The 14,219-nt window shown below is 69.3% G+C and carries 13 protein-coding genes; 2 read left to right on the top strand and 11 right to left on the bottom strand.

The features are described 5' to 3' along the window. Positions 1-95: 95 nt before the first annotated feature. The 3 genes from LVJ59_RS12375 to LVJ59_RS12365 are packed head-to-tail and all read right to left on the bottom strand — an operon-like array spanning position 96 to position 3,107. Positions 96-1,109 carry an aldo/keto reductase family protein gene (locus LVJ59_RS12375; protein ID WP_232763287.1) on the bottom strand — a complete coding sequence of 338 codons (1,014 nt, stop codon included), beginning with the start codon at positions 1,107-1,109 and terminating at the stop codon, positions 96-98. Positions 1,110-1,132: 23 nt separating this feature from the next. After that, positions 1,133-1,624 carry a hypothetical protein gene (locus LVJ59_RS12370; protein WP_232763286.1) on the bottom strand — a complete coding sequence of 164 codons (492 nt, stop codon included), beginning with the start codon at positions 1,622-1,624 and terminating at the stop codon, positions 1,133-1,135. Between the two features lie 10 nt (positions 1,625-1,634). Beyond that, positions 1,635-3,107, bottom strand: a complete 1,473-nt coding sequence (locus tag LVJ59_RS12365; RefSeq protein WP_232763285.1) for a PLP-dependent aminotransferase family protein — start codon at positions 3,105-3,107, stop codon at positions 1,635-1,637. Between the two features lie 52 nt (positions 3,108-3,159). Between LVJ59_RS12365 and LVJ59_RS12360 the strand changes: the two genes are divergently transcribed. Further along, positions 3,160-3,468: a hypothetical protein gene (locus tag LVJ59_RS12360; protein WP_232763284.1), complete on the top strand. Its 309-nt coding sequence runs from the start codon at positions 3,160-3,162 to the stop codon at positions 3,466-3,468. 40 nt (positions 3,469-3,508) lie between these two features. Here LVJ59_RS12360 and LVJ59_RS12355 read toward each other — a convergent pair whose 3' ends face one another. Both LVJ59_RS12355 and LVJ59_RS12350 read right to left on the bottom strand, forming a co-directional pair. Beyond that, positions 3,509-5,134 (bottom strand): DUF4407 domain-containing protein, encoded by a 1,626-nt coding sequence (locus LVJ59_RS12355; RefSeq protein WP_232763283.1) that lies wholly within the window; start codon positions 5,132-5,134, stop codon positions 3,509-3,511. A 212-nt stretch (positions 5,135-5,346) separates the two neighbouring features. Continuing rightward, positions 5,347-5,919, bottom strand: a complete 573-nt coding sequence (locus LVJ59_RS12350; RefSeq protein ID WP_232763282.1) for a TetR/AcrR family transcriptional regulator — start codon at positions 5,917-5,919, stop codon at positions 5,347-5,349. 65 nt (positions 5,920-5,984) lie between these two features. On the opposite strand from LVJ59_RS12350, the gene LVJ59_RS12345 reads away from it, so the two are divergent. Then, positions 5,985-6,611 carry an NAD(P)H-dependent oxidoreductase gene (locus tag LVJ59_RS12345; protein WP_232763281.1) on the top strand — a complete coding sequence of 209 codons (627 nt, stop codon included), beginning with the start codon at positions 5,985-5,987 and terminating at the stop codon, positions 6,609-6,611. On the opposite strand, the gene rlmN is transcribed toward LVJ59_RS12345, so the two are convergent. From rlmN to iolC, 6 genes are read right to left on the bottom strand one after another with little or no spacing between them, the layout of a single operon-like run. Beyond that, a complete protein-coding gene (gene rlmN, locus LVJ59_RS12340) occupies positions 6,560-7,849 on the bottom strand; it encodes a 23S rRNA (adenine(2503)-C(2))-methyltransferase RlmN (RefSeq protein ID WP_232763280.1) in 1,290 nt (429 codons plus the stop codon). The genes LVJ59_RS12345 and rlmN overlap by 52 nt on opposite strands. Positions 7,850-7,907: 58 nt before the next feature. After that, positions 7,908-9,818: a 3D-(3,5/4)-trihydroxycyclohexane-1,2-dione acylhydrolase (decyclizing) gene (iolD, locus tag LVJ59_RS12335; protein WP_232763279.1), complete on the bottom strand. Its 1,911-nt coding sequence runs from the start codon at positions 9,816-9,818 to the stop codon at positions 7,908-7,910. Next, positions 9,818-10,726 (bottom strand): 5-deoxy-glucuronate isomerase, encoded by a 909-nt coding sequence (gene iolB, locus LVJ59_RS12330; protein ID WP_232763278.1) that lies wholly within the window; start codon positions 10,724-10,726, stop codon positions 9,818-9,820. Before iolB ends, iolD begins: the two co-directional genes overlap by 1 nt. A gap of 24 nt (positions 10,727-10,750) precedes the next feature. Then, on the bottom strand, positions 10,751-12,274 hold the full coding sequence (locus LVJ59_RS12325; protein ID WP_232763277.1) for a CoA-acylating methylmalonate-semialdehyde dehydrogenase: 1,524 nt from the start codon (positions 12,272-12,274) through the stop codon (positions 10,751-10,753). Between the two features lie 42 nt (positions 12,275-12,316). Beyond that, entirely contained in the window at positions 12,317-13,216 is a 900-nt protein-coding gene (locus LVJ59_RS12320) for a deoxyribose-phosphate aldolase (protein WP_131493381.1), read from the bottom strand. Between the two features lies 1 nt (position 13,217). Next, positions 13,218-14,174 carry a 5-dehydro-2-deoxygluconokinase gene (iolC, locus tag LVJ59_RS12315; protein WP_153242985.1) on the bottom strand — a complete coding sequence of 319 codons (957 nt, stop codon included), beginning with the start codon at positions 14,172-14,174 and terminating at the stop codon, positions 13,218-13,220. Between the last annotated feature and the right edge of the window lie 45 nt (positions 14,175-14,219).

Genomic DNA, 14,219 nt, shown 5'->3' with positions numbered 1-14,219 from the left:
GAGGCCCCCTCTGATTCGCAAGATTCAGAGGGGGCCTCGGCGGGCAGAGGGGGCGTCGACCCTCGCGACGAGCGAGCGGGCGGGCGGGCGAGCGGTCAGACCAGGCGGGACTTCGGAGACACGGAGTAGGTGTGCTCGGCGTCGCGGTTGACCGTGTGCCCCAGCGCGGTGTCGATCGCGGCGAGCGTGTCGGCGTCGAGCTTCACACCCGAGGCCTTGACGGTCTCCGCCAACTGCTCCGGACGGGAAGCTCCGACCAGCGCAGCCGCGACGTTCGGGTTCTGCAGCACCCACGCGATCGCGAGCTGCGGCATCGACAGGCCGGCTTCCTCGGCGATCGGCTTCAGACGCTGCACCGCGGTGAGGATGTCGTCCTGCAGGAAGCTCTTGATGAAGTCGGCGCCGCTGTGCGGGTCGGTCGCGCGCGAGCCCTCGGGCACCGGCTGCCCCGGCAGGTACTTGCCGCTGAGCACGCCCTGTGCCATCGGCGACCACACGATCTGCGAGATCCCGAGCTCTTCGGACGCCGGAACGACCTTGCCCTCGATGACGCGCCACAGCATCGAGTACTGCGGCTGGTTGGAGATGAGCTGGATCCCCAGCTGCTTTGCGAGTGCGTGCCCTTCGCGCAACTGCTCGGCCGTCCACTCCGAGACGCCGATGTAGAGCGCCTTGCCCTGACGGACGACGTCGGCGAACGCCTGGAACGTCTCCTCCAGCGGAGTCTCGTAGTCGAAGCGGTGCGCCTGGTACAGGTCGACGTAGTCGGTGCCGAGGCGCTGCAGCGAGCCGTTGATCGATTCGAAGATGTGCTTGCGGCTCAGCCCGGTGTCGTTCGGGCCCTTCGGACCGGTCGGGAAGTAGACCTTCGTGAAGATCTCGAGCCCCTCACGGCGCTGCCCCTCGAGTGCCTTGCCGAGAACGACCTCCGCAGCCGTGTTGGCGTAGGTGTCGGCGGTGTCGAAAGTCGTGATTCCCGCGTCCAGGGCGGCATGCACGGTCTTGACGGCGGCATCGTCGCCGACCTGTGAGGCGTGGGTGACCCAGTTGCCGTAGGTGATCTCCGAGACCTTGAGACCACTGTTGCCGAGATAGCGATAGTTGACCATGGATCAACGCTACTGGCTGCCCACTATGGCTGGGCCGGATGCCGGGATCTCACGACCGCCATCGCGCCGCCGACCACGATCGCGACGGCGGCGAGGGCGCTCACGACGTACAGCGGTCGGGCCCATGGCGAGTAGTCCGCTCCGCTGATCCCGAATGTGTCAGCCAGTGCCATGCCCGCGCCGAACGACGCGACGAAGTAACCGACCGCGCCGAGCATGAGCAGCGCCAGGAAGGTCATCGCAGGAACCACGGGGTCCGCACGCCGGACGACCGAGACGACCGCCACCGCGACGGCCAGCGCCACCCCGATCCCGAGCACGAAGAACACGGCACCCTGGCCGAGGTTCTCCCCCGCCTCCGCCATCGCGAAACGGATCTCATCCATCGTGAGCCCCGGAGCCGCGGCGAGCGGATTCAACACGAGGATCTGCAATGCAGCGAGCACCGCGTAGGCCAGGACGGTGAGCACGCCAACGATCGAGATCCACAGGGTTCGGCGCTGAATCCGAGTCATGCGGGTCAGCCTAAGAGGACATCCCGAGAGTCTGCCGATACTCGCGCCAGGCGGCTCCGAGACGCCGGACGCCCTCGGCGAGCACGTCGTCGGGTGCAGTGAACGGGATGCGGATGCGGTCGTCGGGCGAGTCCGAGACCGCGAAGGCCGCGCTCCCGGCGATCGAGACTCCGTGGGTGGCGGCGGTGCGGACGAGGGCCGCCGCTGAGCCTGCGGGCAGGCGCACCCACAGCGACAGCCCACCGCGCGGCGGCTCGGGTGTCCACTCCGGCAGGTGCTCGGCCATCAGCGCCTGCAGCAGACGCAGACGCTCCTGGTGGATGCGGCTGTTGGCTCGACGGAGGTCATCGGCGCGCGCGATCAGATCGAGTGCGAGCAGCTGTCCCGGCACGCTGGTGGACTGGTCGGCGAGCTGGCGCGCGCCGCGGAGCCGACGGACGAGCACGGGGTCCGCGCGCAGCCAGCCGATCCGCAGCCCCGCCCACACCCACTTCGACACCGACTCGACCACGATGATGGGGGCATCGGCGCGTTCGGCCGCGAGCGTCGGCGGCACGACCCCGTCGAAGGATATGCCGGCGAGCACGCGGTCTTCGATGACGGGTACGCCGTACTGGGCGGCGAGCTCGGCGACGCGATGCCGAGCGGCGGGTGGCAGGCGCGATCCGGTGGGGTTCTGATGGTGCGGGTTCACCGCGACGAGCACGGGCCGCAGGCGGGCAAGCGCCTGTTCGAGCGCGTCGACGTCGAGTCCGTCCTCGCCCATCGCGATGCCGTGCACGGTGCCGCCGCGGAGGCCGACCGAATCCGTGACGCCCGGCCAGGTGATCTCCTCTGCGAGCACGATGTCGCCGGGACCCACGAGTGCGTTCACGACGAGGCTGATGGCCTGCTGCGCCCCGTGCGTGACGAGGATCTGCTCCGGCGTGGTCGGCGTGCCCTCCGCGGCGTACATCTCGGCGATGAGGGCGCGCAGTGCAGGAAGACCCGCGGGGTCGGTCTCCGGGAGCAGGGCGAGGTCGAGTCGCGGCTTGTGGTCGCGGATGAGCTGCACTCCGAGATCGGAGATCTGCGGCACGGTGCGCAGCAGGTCGATCGCATTGGGGAGCGCCGAGAAGAGCGCCTCCCCGCGCCCCGGCCGCTGGGCGGGCACGGCGGTTGCGGCTGTCCCGGCGATGCGGGTGCCGCTCCCCTGCCGCCGGTCGACGAGATCGCGCTCGGCGAGGTCGGCGTAGGCGGCGACGACCGTGCCCCGCGAGACGGACCCTGCGGCTGCCAGCGCGCGCTCCGCGGGCAGCCGGTCCCCGGGGCGTAGCTCACCGCTCGCGATCAGGCCCTCGATGCCCCGTGCGAGCCGGGCGGCGAGAGTACCGTCTCCCTGTGTCCAACGGCCGAGCCGTGCGGAGAGTGCGTCCGACGACACGTCACCTGCATGCACGAGAGATGCCGCTCGCTCCGCAGCAATGGCCGAAAACTGATCCATTGGCCGGCCATTGGCACTGTCACTCGCGCTCATGAGATCCGATTCTGGACCAATGACCAGAAATCTCGCCACCAGTCCCTCAAGTGATGGTCCAATCAACCCCGATTGGACCATTACCCAGCTCCTAGAGTGGCTCAGCGACGATGCCCGTCAGCACGATGTGGCGCTGCAGCATCCGCTCGCCCGCATCGAGGCGCTGATGACCGGAGCGCGCTGGGCGCGCACCCCGTCCACGGTTGCGTTGATCCGCTCGATCGCCGCCGCTGTCCACGACGACCCGGCACGGGGAAGCCTCCGGATCGGCGAACTCTCCCCGCAGCAGGAGCCAGGGGTGCCGGAGCGGATTCCGCAACTCGCGTGACCGGAGGCTCGTGCCGTCCCGCCGAACCGCGATTCACCTCTCAGCCGATCGTCGGTCGAACCAGCTGCTCCTGCTCCTCGAGCGTCTGCGCCTGCGCGCGCTTCTCCGCCCGCTCCCGCTCCTGCGCCTCGGCCGCCTCGCGGCGTTCCGCACGCGTCTGCGGCTCACCGGAGCCGGCCTCCGCGTGTATCCCCTGGGACTGATCCGTCACGATCTGCGCACGGTCTCGGAAGCCCTCCGCCGTCACCTTGTCGAGAGCGACCTGTTTGCGGATCGCGGCCGCCTTCTCGTACAGGCTCGGGTCACCGTAGCTCGTGAGCACCTTGACCAGCACCGGAAGCAGCTCGATCATGAAGAACAGGGCCGCAATCAGGATGTGCGCCCACAGGATCGTGGGCTCCTTCTCGCTCAACCGGTTCAGACCGCTGATCTGGCTGAGCAGCCCCACGGCTCCGGCATTGCCCTGCGCCACGGCATCCGCCCGGGCGTTGTACGCGGCGAGCGCCTGGTCGTAGGTGTCGCGCGCGGTCGGCAGCTGCGACTTGGCCTGCTCCCGGTTCTGCGCCTCGGACGTGGAGGTGTTCTCCTTGGCGGCGGTGCCGGCCGCGGCGAGCTCCTCGTTGGCGGTGCGCAGCTGGGCGGCGAGCGCGTCGTACGTCTGCTGGGCCTCGGCGAGCTGTGCCTTCGCGGCATCCGAGCTCGCACCCTCTCCGTTGACCCCGGTGCACCCGGGGACCGTGCCTGCGCCTTCGCCGGTCAGCTCGCACTGGTACAGCACGCGCGCCTGGTCGATGACCTCCTGCTGCGCGGTCATCTTCGCGGTGACGTCGTCGACCGTGGCCTGTGCGGCCGACTCCGTCGCAGACGACGAGTCCGTTCCCGCCACGATCCCGGTCGCCGCCTGGTTCTCGAGCTCGGCGACCTTGGCGGAGGCCGCGTCCAGCGCGATCTTCTCCGGCCCCGACTCAAGGGCCTCCTGATCGGACTGCGACTGCGTGATGTTGGTCGACGCGACCTCACGGGCGATGTCGTTGTGGAAGATCTGGAGCACGAGCGGCTCCGCCACCACGAAACCGATGATCGCCGCCATGATCACTCGCGGGATCGCCAGGCCGATGAGCCGCCAGACGCTCCTCGTCGAGCTCATGGTCGAGGTCAGGAACCGATCGAGGTTGAAGATGATGAGCGCCCACACGAGAGCCAGGGGTACAGCCAGCCACAGCGCCGCCTGCACACCGGTGGTGAGGGCGAAGAGCATCGAGATCGCCGAGACGAGCGCGGTGCCGGCGAGCACGAAGAACATCTGGACGAAGCGGGGGGTCTCGCCCGGGACGCGGTCGAGGATCTCGCCCTCCGCGCCGCCGAGGATCGCCAGGGTCCGCGCGCGCGAACCGGGAGCACGCGGCACGCGCTTCTTCCGCTCCTTCGGGACACGAGGCGCACGCGGAGTCTTCACCGGGGCGGACTCGTCCGCAGCGACCGCATCGGCGATCGGGGTCTGCTCGGCGGAAGCTGCGACCGACGCGTCGCGTGCGGCGTCTTCGGTGCCGGTGGGCTCGAACTCGCGCAGGAAGTCGAGGTCATCCGTGACGGCGTCGGGTTCGCTGTCGAGGATGATCCGACCCTGCGAGTCGTAGCGACCCGGTCGATGGGCGGAATAGGGCATCCCGACAATCTACGAAACCTCGCCTGTGGATAGCGTGGAAGAGTCCTCGGCGTCCACCCGGAATCCCACGTTCCCGTCGCGATATGTCAGCTTCCGAGCCGCGATTGCCTGCCATATCGCGACCGGAGCAGGGTCAGGGAGACCGGAGCAGGGTCAGGGAGACCGGAGCAGGGTCCGGGAGACCGGAGCAGGATCCGGGGACGGGAGCAGGGTCAGGGGGACGGGAGCAGCCGATCGAGGGCCGCCGCGTAGGCCACGAGGGCATCGTCGAGGGTGAAGTGCCCCGCAGCGGCGAGCGTGCCGAGTCCATGGATCAGCCCCCACACCACGACGGCATCGGTCGGCCGGTCCAGGCCTGCCGCGGCGACGCCCTCCGCGAGCACCGCCTCAAGTCCGTCGATCAGCGGCGCCATCGTCGCGGTCGGGGATCCGGGGACGCAGACCGTCGGGTCGTACACCGCATCGAACGCGTGCGGATGCTCGACGGCGAAGCGGATGTAGGCAGAACCCGCGTCCGTGAGTGCCGCGCGTGGGGTCGGTGCCTTCTCGGCGTCACTGCGGACCTGCGCCAGGAGGTCGGCCATGCTCCGCTCGGCGAGCACCTTGAGCAGCCCGAGCCGGTCGGAGAAGTGATGGTATGGCGCGTTGTGGCTGACGTTCGCTGCCCGGGCGACCTCGCGCAGGCTGATCTCCGCCGCGGGCATCCGCTCCAGCAGCTGCATGGCGGCATCCTCCAGCGCCCGGGCGAGATCGCCGTGGTGGTAGCCGTCCTTCGAACTTGACATGAGCAACATCATCTCCTATCTTGACAGTGTCCACCACCTTGACACTGTCCAGATAGGAACCTGACATGCCTGCTCTCGTGATCGACGGCCACCCCGACGCCCGCTCCCTGACCGCTTCCCTGGCCCGGCGGTACGCCGACGGACACGGAGACGCCCGGGTGCTCGCACTGCGTGACCTGGACTTCGATCCCCACCTGCGCTTCGGCTACCGGGAGCGCATGACCCTTGAGCCCGACCTCGTCGACGCGAGACAGGCACTGCACGACGCCGACACGATCGTCGTCGCCACGCCGCTCTGGTGGGGTTCGGTCCCGGCGGTGCTCAAGGGCTTCTTCGACCGCGCCCTGCTTCCGCAGCAGGAGTACCGCTACACGAAGCTCGGCCTCCCCGAGGGGCTGCTGCCCGCACGCCGCGGCCGACTGCTCCTGCTCGCGGACACCCCGTGGTTCGCGGTGCCGTTCACCGGGCTGCCCGCGCAGACCCAGGTGGCCCGCAACACCCTGCGCCTGTGCGGCGTGAGGTCCGTACGCGTCCACCGCATGCTCGGCGTCAAGGACGCCGACACCGCCACGGTCGCACGGTGGCTCGACCGCGCCGAACGCCTCGGCACACTCGACGGTCGCCGAGCGGGCGTGACGCCTCAGCTCACCGCTGCGGAGGCGGCCTCGTCCTCGGTCGTGGCGACCAGCTGACCGCAGGCGCCGTCGATCTCCTTGCCGCGGGTGTCGCGGAGGGTCGTCGGGATACCGGCGTCATTGAGTCGCCGGACGAACTCGTTCTGCACCGGGATCTCCGACGAGGTCCAGACCGAACCGGGCGTCGGGTTGAGCGGGATCGGGTTCACGTGGACCCAGCCGCGTCCGCGCTGATTGAGCTTCTCCGCGAGCAGGTCGGCACGCCACGCGTGGTCGTTCATGTCCTTGATGAGCGCGTACTCGATCGAGACGCGACGACCGGTCTTGGCGTAGTACTCGTACGCGGCGTCGAGGGCCTCATCGACCTTCCAGCGGGAGTTCACCGGGATGAGCTCGTCGCGGAGGTGATCGTCCGGGGCGTGCAGCGACAGCGCGAAGGTCACCGGGATGTTCTCGTCGGCGAGCTTCTTGATCGCCGGCACGAGACCCACGGTGGACACGGTGATGCCGCGCGCGCTCATGCCCAGACCGTCGGGCTGCGGAGCCACCATCGAGCGGACCGCATCCATCACGCGCTTGTAGTTCGCGAGCGGCTCGCCCATGCCCATGAACACGATGTTCGACACGCGCTCCATGCTGTGGTCGTCGGCCTTCTTGCCACCGAGGCCGCCGTCGGCGATCAGTCGGTTGGCACGAACGATCTGCTCGATGATCTCCGCGGTCGACATGTTGCGGGTCAACCCCGCCTGGCCGGTCGCACAGAACGGGCAGTTCATGCCGCAGCCGGCCTGGCTCGACACGCACAGCGTGATGCGGCCGGGGTAGCGCATGAGCACCGACTCGACCAGCGCGCCGTCGTGCAGACGCCAGAGGAACTTGATCGTGTCGCCGCGGTCGGTCTCGAGGCGTCGAACCTCGGTGAGCAGCGACGGCAGCATCCCGGCGACGAGCTGCTCCCGGGTATCGGCCGGGAGGTCCGTCATCTGCTCGGGGTCGGACGTGTAGTGGCGGAAGTAGTGCGTCGACAGCTGCTTCGCGCGGAAGCCGGGAAGTCCGAGCTCCTTGACCTTCTCGGTGCGCTCGGCCGGCGTGAGGTCGGCCAGATGCACGGGCGGCTTGCCGCGCTTGGGGCTCGCGAACTGCAGCAGCGGGCGCCCCTCGGCATCCTTCTGCTGCGTCCACCCCTCGGTCCGGGGGCGCACCTGTGCCGTGCGCGTCTCGCGGACCGCCCCCGAACGGGACGACGCGGGCGCTGCCTGGGGGCGCGTCTCGCGCGTGCGGGGATTCTCCGTCATACCTCCAGGGTACGCGGTGACGGATGGGAAGGCCCTGGGGTGCGGTGCTTCCGTGACGTCAGCCCAGCAGGGGACGCTGTGCAGCACGCTGCTGCACGTACTCGTCGAGGGCCCGCTGTGCGGTGTCCGTGGTCGAGACCGCCGCCACCGGCACGTCCCACCATCCCTCCCCGTCCGGACCGTAGACCGTCGGGTCACTGTCGATGTGGATGAGCGTCGACCGCTCCGAGGCCTTCGCCGTGGCGACCGCAGCGCGCAGATCATCGATCGCCGCAGACCCCCGTGCGATCTCGATGACGTCGACGCCGTAGCTGCGAGCGTTCATCGCGAGGTCGACCGGGAGCACGTCACCGTGCTGGAAACTCCGCGTCTCCTCGTCGTAGCTCCGGTACTTCGTGCCGAAGCGCTCCGTGCCCACCGTCTCCGAGAGATGCCCGATCGAGGCGTATCCCTGGTTCTGGACGAGCACGACGATGATCTTGATGCCCTCGGCCACGGCCGTCGCGAGTTCGGAGCTCAACATCAGGTACGAGCCGTCGCCGACCATGACGATCACGTCCCGTTCGTCACCGGATGCGAGGAGCCCCCGTTTGACGCCGAGGCCTCCCGCGATCTCATACCCCATGCAGGAGTAGGCGTACTCGACGTGGTAGCCGAGCGGGTCGCTCACCCGCCACAGCTTGTGCAGATCTCCGGGGAGCGAGCCGGCCGCCTGCACGATGACGTCTGCATCGGCCACCGACCCGCGCACGGCGCCGATGATCTCGGGCTGCCCCGGCAGTTCGCCACCCGTGGGCGCGAGAGCGTGGTCGACCACCGCATCCCATCGCCGCTTCTCGTCGGCGATCCGCGCGCTCAGATCGGTCGCGATCCGGAAGTCCCCGAGCATGCCCGTGAGCGCGACCAGCGCTTCCCTGGCATCGGCGATAAGCGGGAGCTGCGAGCCGTGCTTGTAGGCGTCGAAGGCGGCGACGTTGACGTTCACGAACACCGCATCCGGGTTCTGGAAGGCGGTGCGCGACGCGGTGGTGAAGTCGCTGTAGCGCGTGCCGATACCGATGATCACATCGGCGTCGGCGGCGATCCGGTTCGCGGCGGTGGTTCCCGTCGCACCGATCCCGCCGAGATTCTGCGGGTGGTCCCAGGGCAATGCGCCACCGCCCGCCTGCGTGGTGCCGACCGGGATGCCGGTGGCCTCGGCGAAGGCACCGAGTGCCTGCTCCGCTTCCGAATAGATCACACCCCCACCGGCGACGATGAGCGGCTGCTTCGCGCCGCGGATCGCGGCCACGGCACGCTCGAGCGGTCCGCGTTCGGGCAGCGGCCGGCGGATGTGCCACTCACGCTCCTGGAGGAATTCGAGCGGGACGTCCACCGCCTCGGCCTGCACGTCCTCGGGGAGGGCGATCGTCACCGCCCCCGTCTCCGCCGGATCGGTGAGCACGCGCATCGCCGCGAGCGCGATCGAGAAGAGCTGCTCGGGGCGCTGCACCCGGTCGAAGAACACCGAGAGCGGGCGGAACGCATCGTTCACCGTGAGCCCGATGTCGTGCGGGCGCTCCAGCTGCTGCAGGACGGGATCGGCGACCCGGGTGGCGAAGGTGTCACTCGGCAACAGCAGCGCCGGGAGCCGGTTGGTCGTCGCGAGGGCCGCACCGGTGAGCATGTTCGTCGCGCCCGGCCCCACGGAGGCCGCACTCGCGAACGTGGCCCTACGCCGGTGCATCCGCGCGAAGCCCACCGCCTGGTGCACCATCGCCTGTTCGTTGCGGGCCTGGCGGTAGGGCATCAGATCGGGCTGCTCGAGGTTGTACTGCTGCAGCGCCTGACCGAGACCCGCGACGTTCCCGTGGCCGAAGATCCCGAACATACCGGGCACCGTGCGCTCGCGGATGGTGCCGTCGATGGTCCATTGGCGCGAGAGGAACTCGACCAGGGCCTGGCCGACCGTCATCCGCTTCGTCTGCATCAGTGATCTCCATGTCCGTAGGGAAGTCGGGAATCGATGTCCTGCCCGCTCCAGCTGTCGCGCACCCACGCGTGCGCCGGGTCGTCGGTGATCAGCCACACCCGCTCCTGATTGGGGCCGGCCATGACGTTCAGGTAGTAGAGGTCGTAGCCCGGTGCGGCGACAGCGGGTCCGTGGAATCCGAACGGGACCAGCGCGATATCACCGGTGCCCACCCGCTCGGCGATGTCGATGGCGCCCGCGTCCGAGGAATAGGTCGCGAACATCCCGAACGCGGCCTCGGCGGCACCGGCATCGCCGCCGGCACGCGTGGGGGCCGCCTCGAAGTAGTAGATCTCCTCGAGCCGGGATTCCCGTCCCGACACGTGCTCATCGTGCTTGTGCGGCGGATACGACGACCAGTTCCCCGCGGGCGTGATGACCTCGCAGACGATGAGGCGCTCGGCGTCGAGCGCTTCCGGCGTGCCGAAGTTGTGCACCTGCCGGCTGGAGGTGCCGGCTCCGCGGAGCTCGATCGGGATCTCGGCGGCGCGGATGTGCCGGGTCGGATGCACGGCCGATGCGGGCGCGGAGGCCACCGCCACCCGACCGACTCCCGTGATGACCGCGGAGGCTGCGGACGACAGGTAGAGCACGTCGCTGGGCCCGTCGAAGACCGACCGGCGGCCGGCGAGCGTCGTCTCCGAGGTCGCGCCCTGCTCGGTGTGCTGCACCGTGAAGGAACCCGCGAGCGGCACGATGATCCGCTCGACCCCGGCCTCGGCGAGCGCGAGGGTCTCCCCCGCGGCGAGCGCTCCGATGCGGATGCCGGTGTGCGTCCATCCCGGGATCGCAGCGTCGACGACGCTCTCCCACCCGTCGCGGCCGATCGTCCCTCGGCGGTGGAACCATTGCCCCTGCTCGGTCATGACGCCTCCTGCCCGATCCGAAGCTCAGTTGTTCTGGGGGAAGCCGAGGTCGATGCCGCCGTGCAGCGCGGGGTCGAGCCAGCGGCTGGTGATCGCCTTCTCCCGGGTGAAGAAGTCGAAGCCATGGACACCGTACGCCTTCGCATCGCCGAAGAGCGACGCCTTCCACCCGCCGAAGGAGTGGTAGGCCACGGGGACGGGGATGGGCACGTTGATGCCGATCATCCCGACCTGCACCTCGTGCTGGAACCGACGTGCGGCGCCGCCGTCGTTCGTGAAGATCGCCGTCCCGTTCCCGAAGCGACCGGAATTGATCAGGTCCACTCCCTCCTGGAAGGTCTGCACCCGCACCACGGACAGCACCGGCCCGAAGATCTCCTCCTGGTAGGCGCGCGAGGAGGTCGGGATCTCGTCGATGAGCGTCGGTCCGAACCAGAAGCCGTCCTCGCGCCCGTCGACCGTCAGACCCCGGCCGTCGACCACGATCCGCGCTCCGTCGGCCTCGGCGATGTCGACATACCCGGACACCTTCGCCCGGTGCTCGGCAGTGATCAGCGGCCCCATGTCGGGCTCGCCGTCGACCCCACCCGCTCCGTCGCCGATGCGGAGAGCGGCGATGCGCTCCCGGATCCGCTCGATCAGCTCATCCGCCACCGGATCGACCGCGAGCACGACGGAGACCGCCATGCACCGCTCGCCGGCCGCTCCGAACCCGGCGTTCACCGCCTGGTCGGCGACGAGGTCGAGATCGGCGTCCGGCAGCACCAGCATGTGGTTCTTCGCCCCGCCGAGCGCCTGGACCCGCTTGCCGTTGCGCGATGCGGTCTCGTAGATGTACTGGGCGATCGGCGTCGAGCCCACGAACGAGATGGACGCGACATCCGGGCTCTCCAGCAGTCCGTCGACGGCCTGCTTGTCGCCCTGCAACACCGTGAACACACCGTCGGGAAGGCCCGCCTCGGCCCAGAGCGCAGCGAGCCACAGGGCCGCCGACGGATCCTTCTCACTGGGCTTGAGGACGACCGCGTTGCCCGCGGCGATCGCGATCGGGAAGAACCACATCGGCACCATCGCCGGGAAGTTGAACGGGGAGATGATGCCGACGACCCCGAGCGGCTGCTTCAGCGAGTACACATCGATGCCGGTCGAGACGTTCTCCGAGTATGCGCCCTTGATCAGGTGCGGGAACCCGGTGGCCAGTTCCACCACCTCCTGTCCGCGCAGGATCTCCCCCATCGCGTCCGAACGCACCTTGCCGTGCTCGGCCGTGATGATCTCCGCCAGCTCACCCTTGCGCGAGTGCAGCAGCTCACGGAACGCGAACATCACCGCCTGACGCCGCGCGATCGAGTAGCCGCTCCACACCTCGAACCCGCGCCGCGCGGACGCGATCGCTTCCGCGATCTCGGCGTCGTCGGCCAGAGCCACGTGTCCGGTCACGGCCCCGGTCGCGGGGTTGTGCACCGGAGCCGTCCGGCCGCTGGTCGACGCACGGGCGGCACCGTCGATCCAGTGTCCGATGGTGGGGATGGTGGAGGCGGGGGTCATACGTGTCCTTCGGCGAAGTGGCGTTCAGGCGGGAAGAGGCGTTCAGGCGGTGAGCCCGGGGTGGACCAGAGAGGCGGCGACGTCGATCGCGGACGCGACGTCGATGTCGGAGGAGTACAGGAGCGTGCGTCCGACCGTCAGTCCGCGCACTCCTGGCAGCGAGAGAGCATCCTCCCAGGACGAGAACGTGTCGTCGGGGTCGGCGCCCGCGTCTCCGCCGAGGAGCAGCACCGGCAACGTCGTCGCCGCCAGCACGCGCTCCATGTCTTCGACCACCGGCAGCTTCAGCCAGGAGCTGGCGCTGCTCGCGCCCAGACCGCTGGCGATGGCGATCGACAGCATCACGGCATCCGGACTCAGATCGTTGACGACCCGGCCGTCCACGCGTCGACTCAGGAACGGCTCCAGCATGATCGGCAGATCCGCGCGTGCGGCCGCCGTGACCGCTTCCGCCGTCGAGGCCAGCGTGGGTGCCGTCCCGTCGTCGTCGAGGTTCACCCGCAGGAGCGCTTTGGCGAAGTCGATTCCCGAGTCCACCATCGCCGGCACGTCGTACCCCGTGTAGCGGTCGTCCATCTCGAAGCTCGCCCCCCGCAGGCCACCGCGGTTCATCGAGCCGACCACGATCTTGTCGTCGAGCAGACCGAGCACGGCGAGGTCGTCGATGATGTCGGGGGTTCCCAGCACGCCGTCGACGCCCGGGTGCCGCAGGGCGATCGCGAGGCGGTCGAGCAGCTCGTAGCGGTCGGCCATCGCGAACGGCGAGCCGCCGACGGCGAGCGCACCGCGCGCAGGATGGTCGGCCGCGATGATGAACAGCCGCCCGTCGCCGCGGATGATCTCGCGACGACGTCGCCCGGCCAGCGTCTCGCGGATCGCTCGCGGCGACTCCGCACGCACCGTCCGGAGCCGGTGGAAGTCGTCCTCGGTCAGTGCTGTCATCTCATGCATCTCCGTTCACGACCTCGGCGACCTCGCGCTCCGTCGGCATCGCCGTCGAACATTCCCGGCGGCCGGCCACGATGCCGCCCGCCGCGTTCGCGTAGATCAACGTCTTCTCCAGTTCCCATCCCGCCAGCAGACCGTGGCAGAGCGCGCCACCGAACGCATCGCCGGCACCGAGCCCGTTGACGACCTCGACCGGGGTGGCCGGAATCTCCACCTGCGTCGACCGCGTCTTGGCGAGCACACCACGCGGCCCCTGCTTGACGATCGCCAGTTCCACGCCGCGCTCCAGGAGCGCGTCCGCGGCACGCTGCGGTTCGGTCTCGCCGACCGCGACCTCACACTCCTCGCGGTTGCCGACTGCGACGGTGGCGAACTCGAGCGCACGCTGGATCTGCGTGCGCGCGGCCTCCGGCGCCTCCCAGAACATCGGTCGGTAGTCCAGGTCGAACACGGTGTGCGCACGGCGTCCCCGCGACGCGAGGAGGTCGAGGTGGGTCTGTCTACTCGGCTCCTCGCTCAGGCCTGTCGCCGTGAACCAGAGGAGCGTCGCTTCCCGCACGGTCTGCGCATCGACGTCGCCGGGGCGGATCTGCAGGTCGGGAGCAGTGGGCTCGCGATAGAAGTACAGGGGGAAGTCGTCCGGCGGGAAGATCTCGCAGAACGTGATCGGCGTCTTGTAGCTCGGATCGGTCGCGACGAAGTCGCTCCGCACCCCGAGGCGCTCCAGCTCCTCGCGAAGGTACCGCCCGAAGGGGTCGTCTCCCACCCGGGAGAGCAGAGCGGTGTCGTGCCCGTAGCGAGCAGCGGCGACGGCCACGTTGGCCGCACTTCCACCGAGGTACTTGCCGAAACTGGTGACGTCACCGAGACCGACGCCGTCCTGCAGCGGGTACAGGTCGACGCCCAGGCGCCCGATGGCCAGGATCTCCGCGACCGATCGTTCTTCCGACATCACCCCTCCACTCCTTCGCGCGTTTGTCTTAACATTAGCACTAAT

It is taken from the genome of Microbacterium sp. KKR3/1, from assembly GCF_021272365.1.
Taxonomy (GTDB): Bacteria; Actinomycetota; Actinomycetes; order Actinomycetales; family Microbacteriaceae; genus Microbacterium; species Microbacterium aurugineum.
This window is presented reverse-complemented; position numbering and strand designations above follow the sequence as displayed.

Excerpts from the sequence above, each read along its gene's own strand:
- LVJ59_RS12350 (WP_232763282.1), bottom strand. The coding sequence starts at position 5,919 with ATGTCAAGTTCGAAGGACGGCTACCACCACGGCGATCTCGCCCGGGCG.
- LVJ59_RS12375 (WP_232763287.1), bottom strand. The coding sequence starts at position 1,109 with ATGGTCAACTATCGCTATCTCGGCAACAGTGGTCTCAAGGTCTCGGAG.
- LVJ59_RS12320 (WP_131493381.1), bottom strand. The coding sequence starts at position 13,216 with ATGACAGCACTGACCGAGGACGACTTCCACCGGCTCCGGACGGTGCGT.
- LVJ59_RS12325 (WP_232763277.1), bottom strand. The coding sequence starts at position 12,274 with ATGACCCCCGCCTCCACCATCCCCACCATCGGACACTGGATCGACGGT.
- iolD (WP_232763279.1), bottom strand. The coding sequence starts at position 9,818 with ATGCAGACGAAGCGGATGACGGTCGGCCAGGCCCTGGTCGAGTTCCTC.
- LVJ59_RS12345 (WP_232763281.1), top strand. The coding sequence starts at position 5,985 with ATGCCTGCTCTCGTGATCGACGGCCACCCCGACGCCCGCTCCCTGACC.
- rlmN (WP_232763280.1), bottom strand. The coding sequence starts at position 7,849 with ATGACGGAGAATCCCCGCACGCGCGAGACGCGCCCCCAGGCAGCGCCC.
- iolC (WP_153242985.1), bottom strand. The coding sequence starts at position 14,174 with ATGTCGGAAGAACGATCGGTCGCGGAGATCCTGGCCATCGGGCGCCTG.
- LVJ59_RS12365 (WP_232763285.1), bottom strand. The coding sequence starts at position 3,107 with ATGGATCAGTTTTCGGCCATTGCTGCGGAGCGAGCGGCATCTCTCGTG.
- iolB (WP_232763278.1), bottom strand. The coding sequence starts at position 10,726 with ATGACCGAGCAGGGGCAATGGTTCCACCGCCGAGGGACGATCGGCCGC.
- LVJ59_RS12360 (WP_232763284.1), top strand. The coding sequence starts at position 3,160 with ATGACCAGAAATCTCGCCACCAGTCCCTCAAGTGATGGTCCAATCAAC.
- LVJ59_RS12370 (WP_232763286.1), bottom strand. The coding sequence starts at position 1,624 with ATGACTCGGATTCAGCGCCGAACCCTGTGGATCTCGATCGTTGGCGTG.
- LVJ59_RS12355 (WP_232763283.1), bottom strand. The coding sequence starts at position 5,134 with ATGCCCTATTCCGCCCATCGACCGGGTCGCTACGACTCGCAGGGTCGG.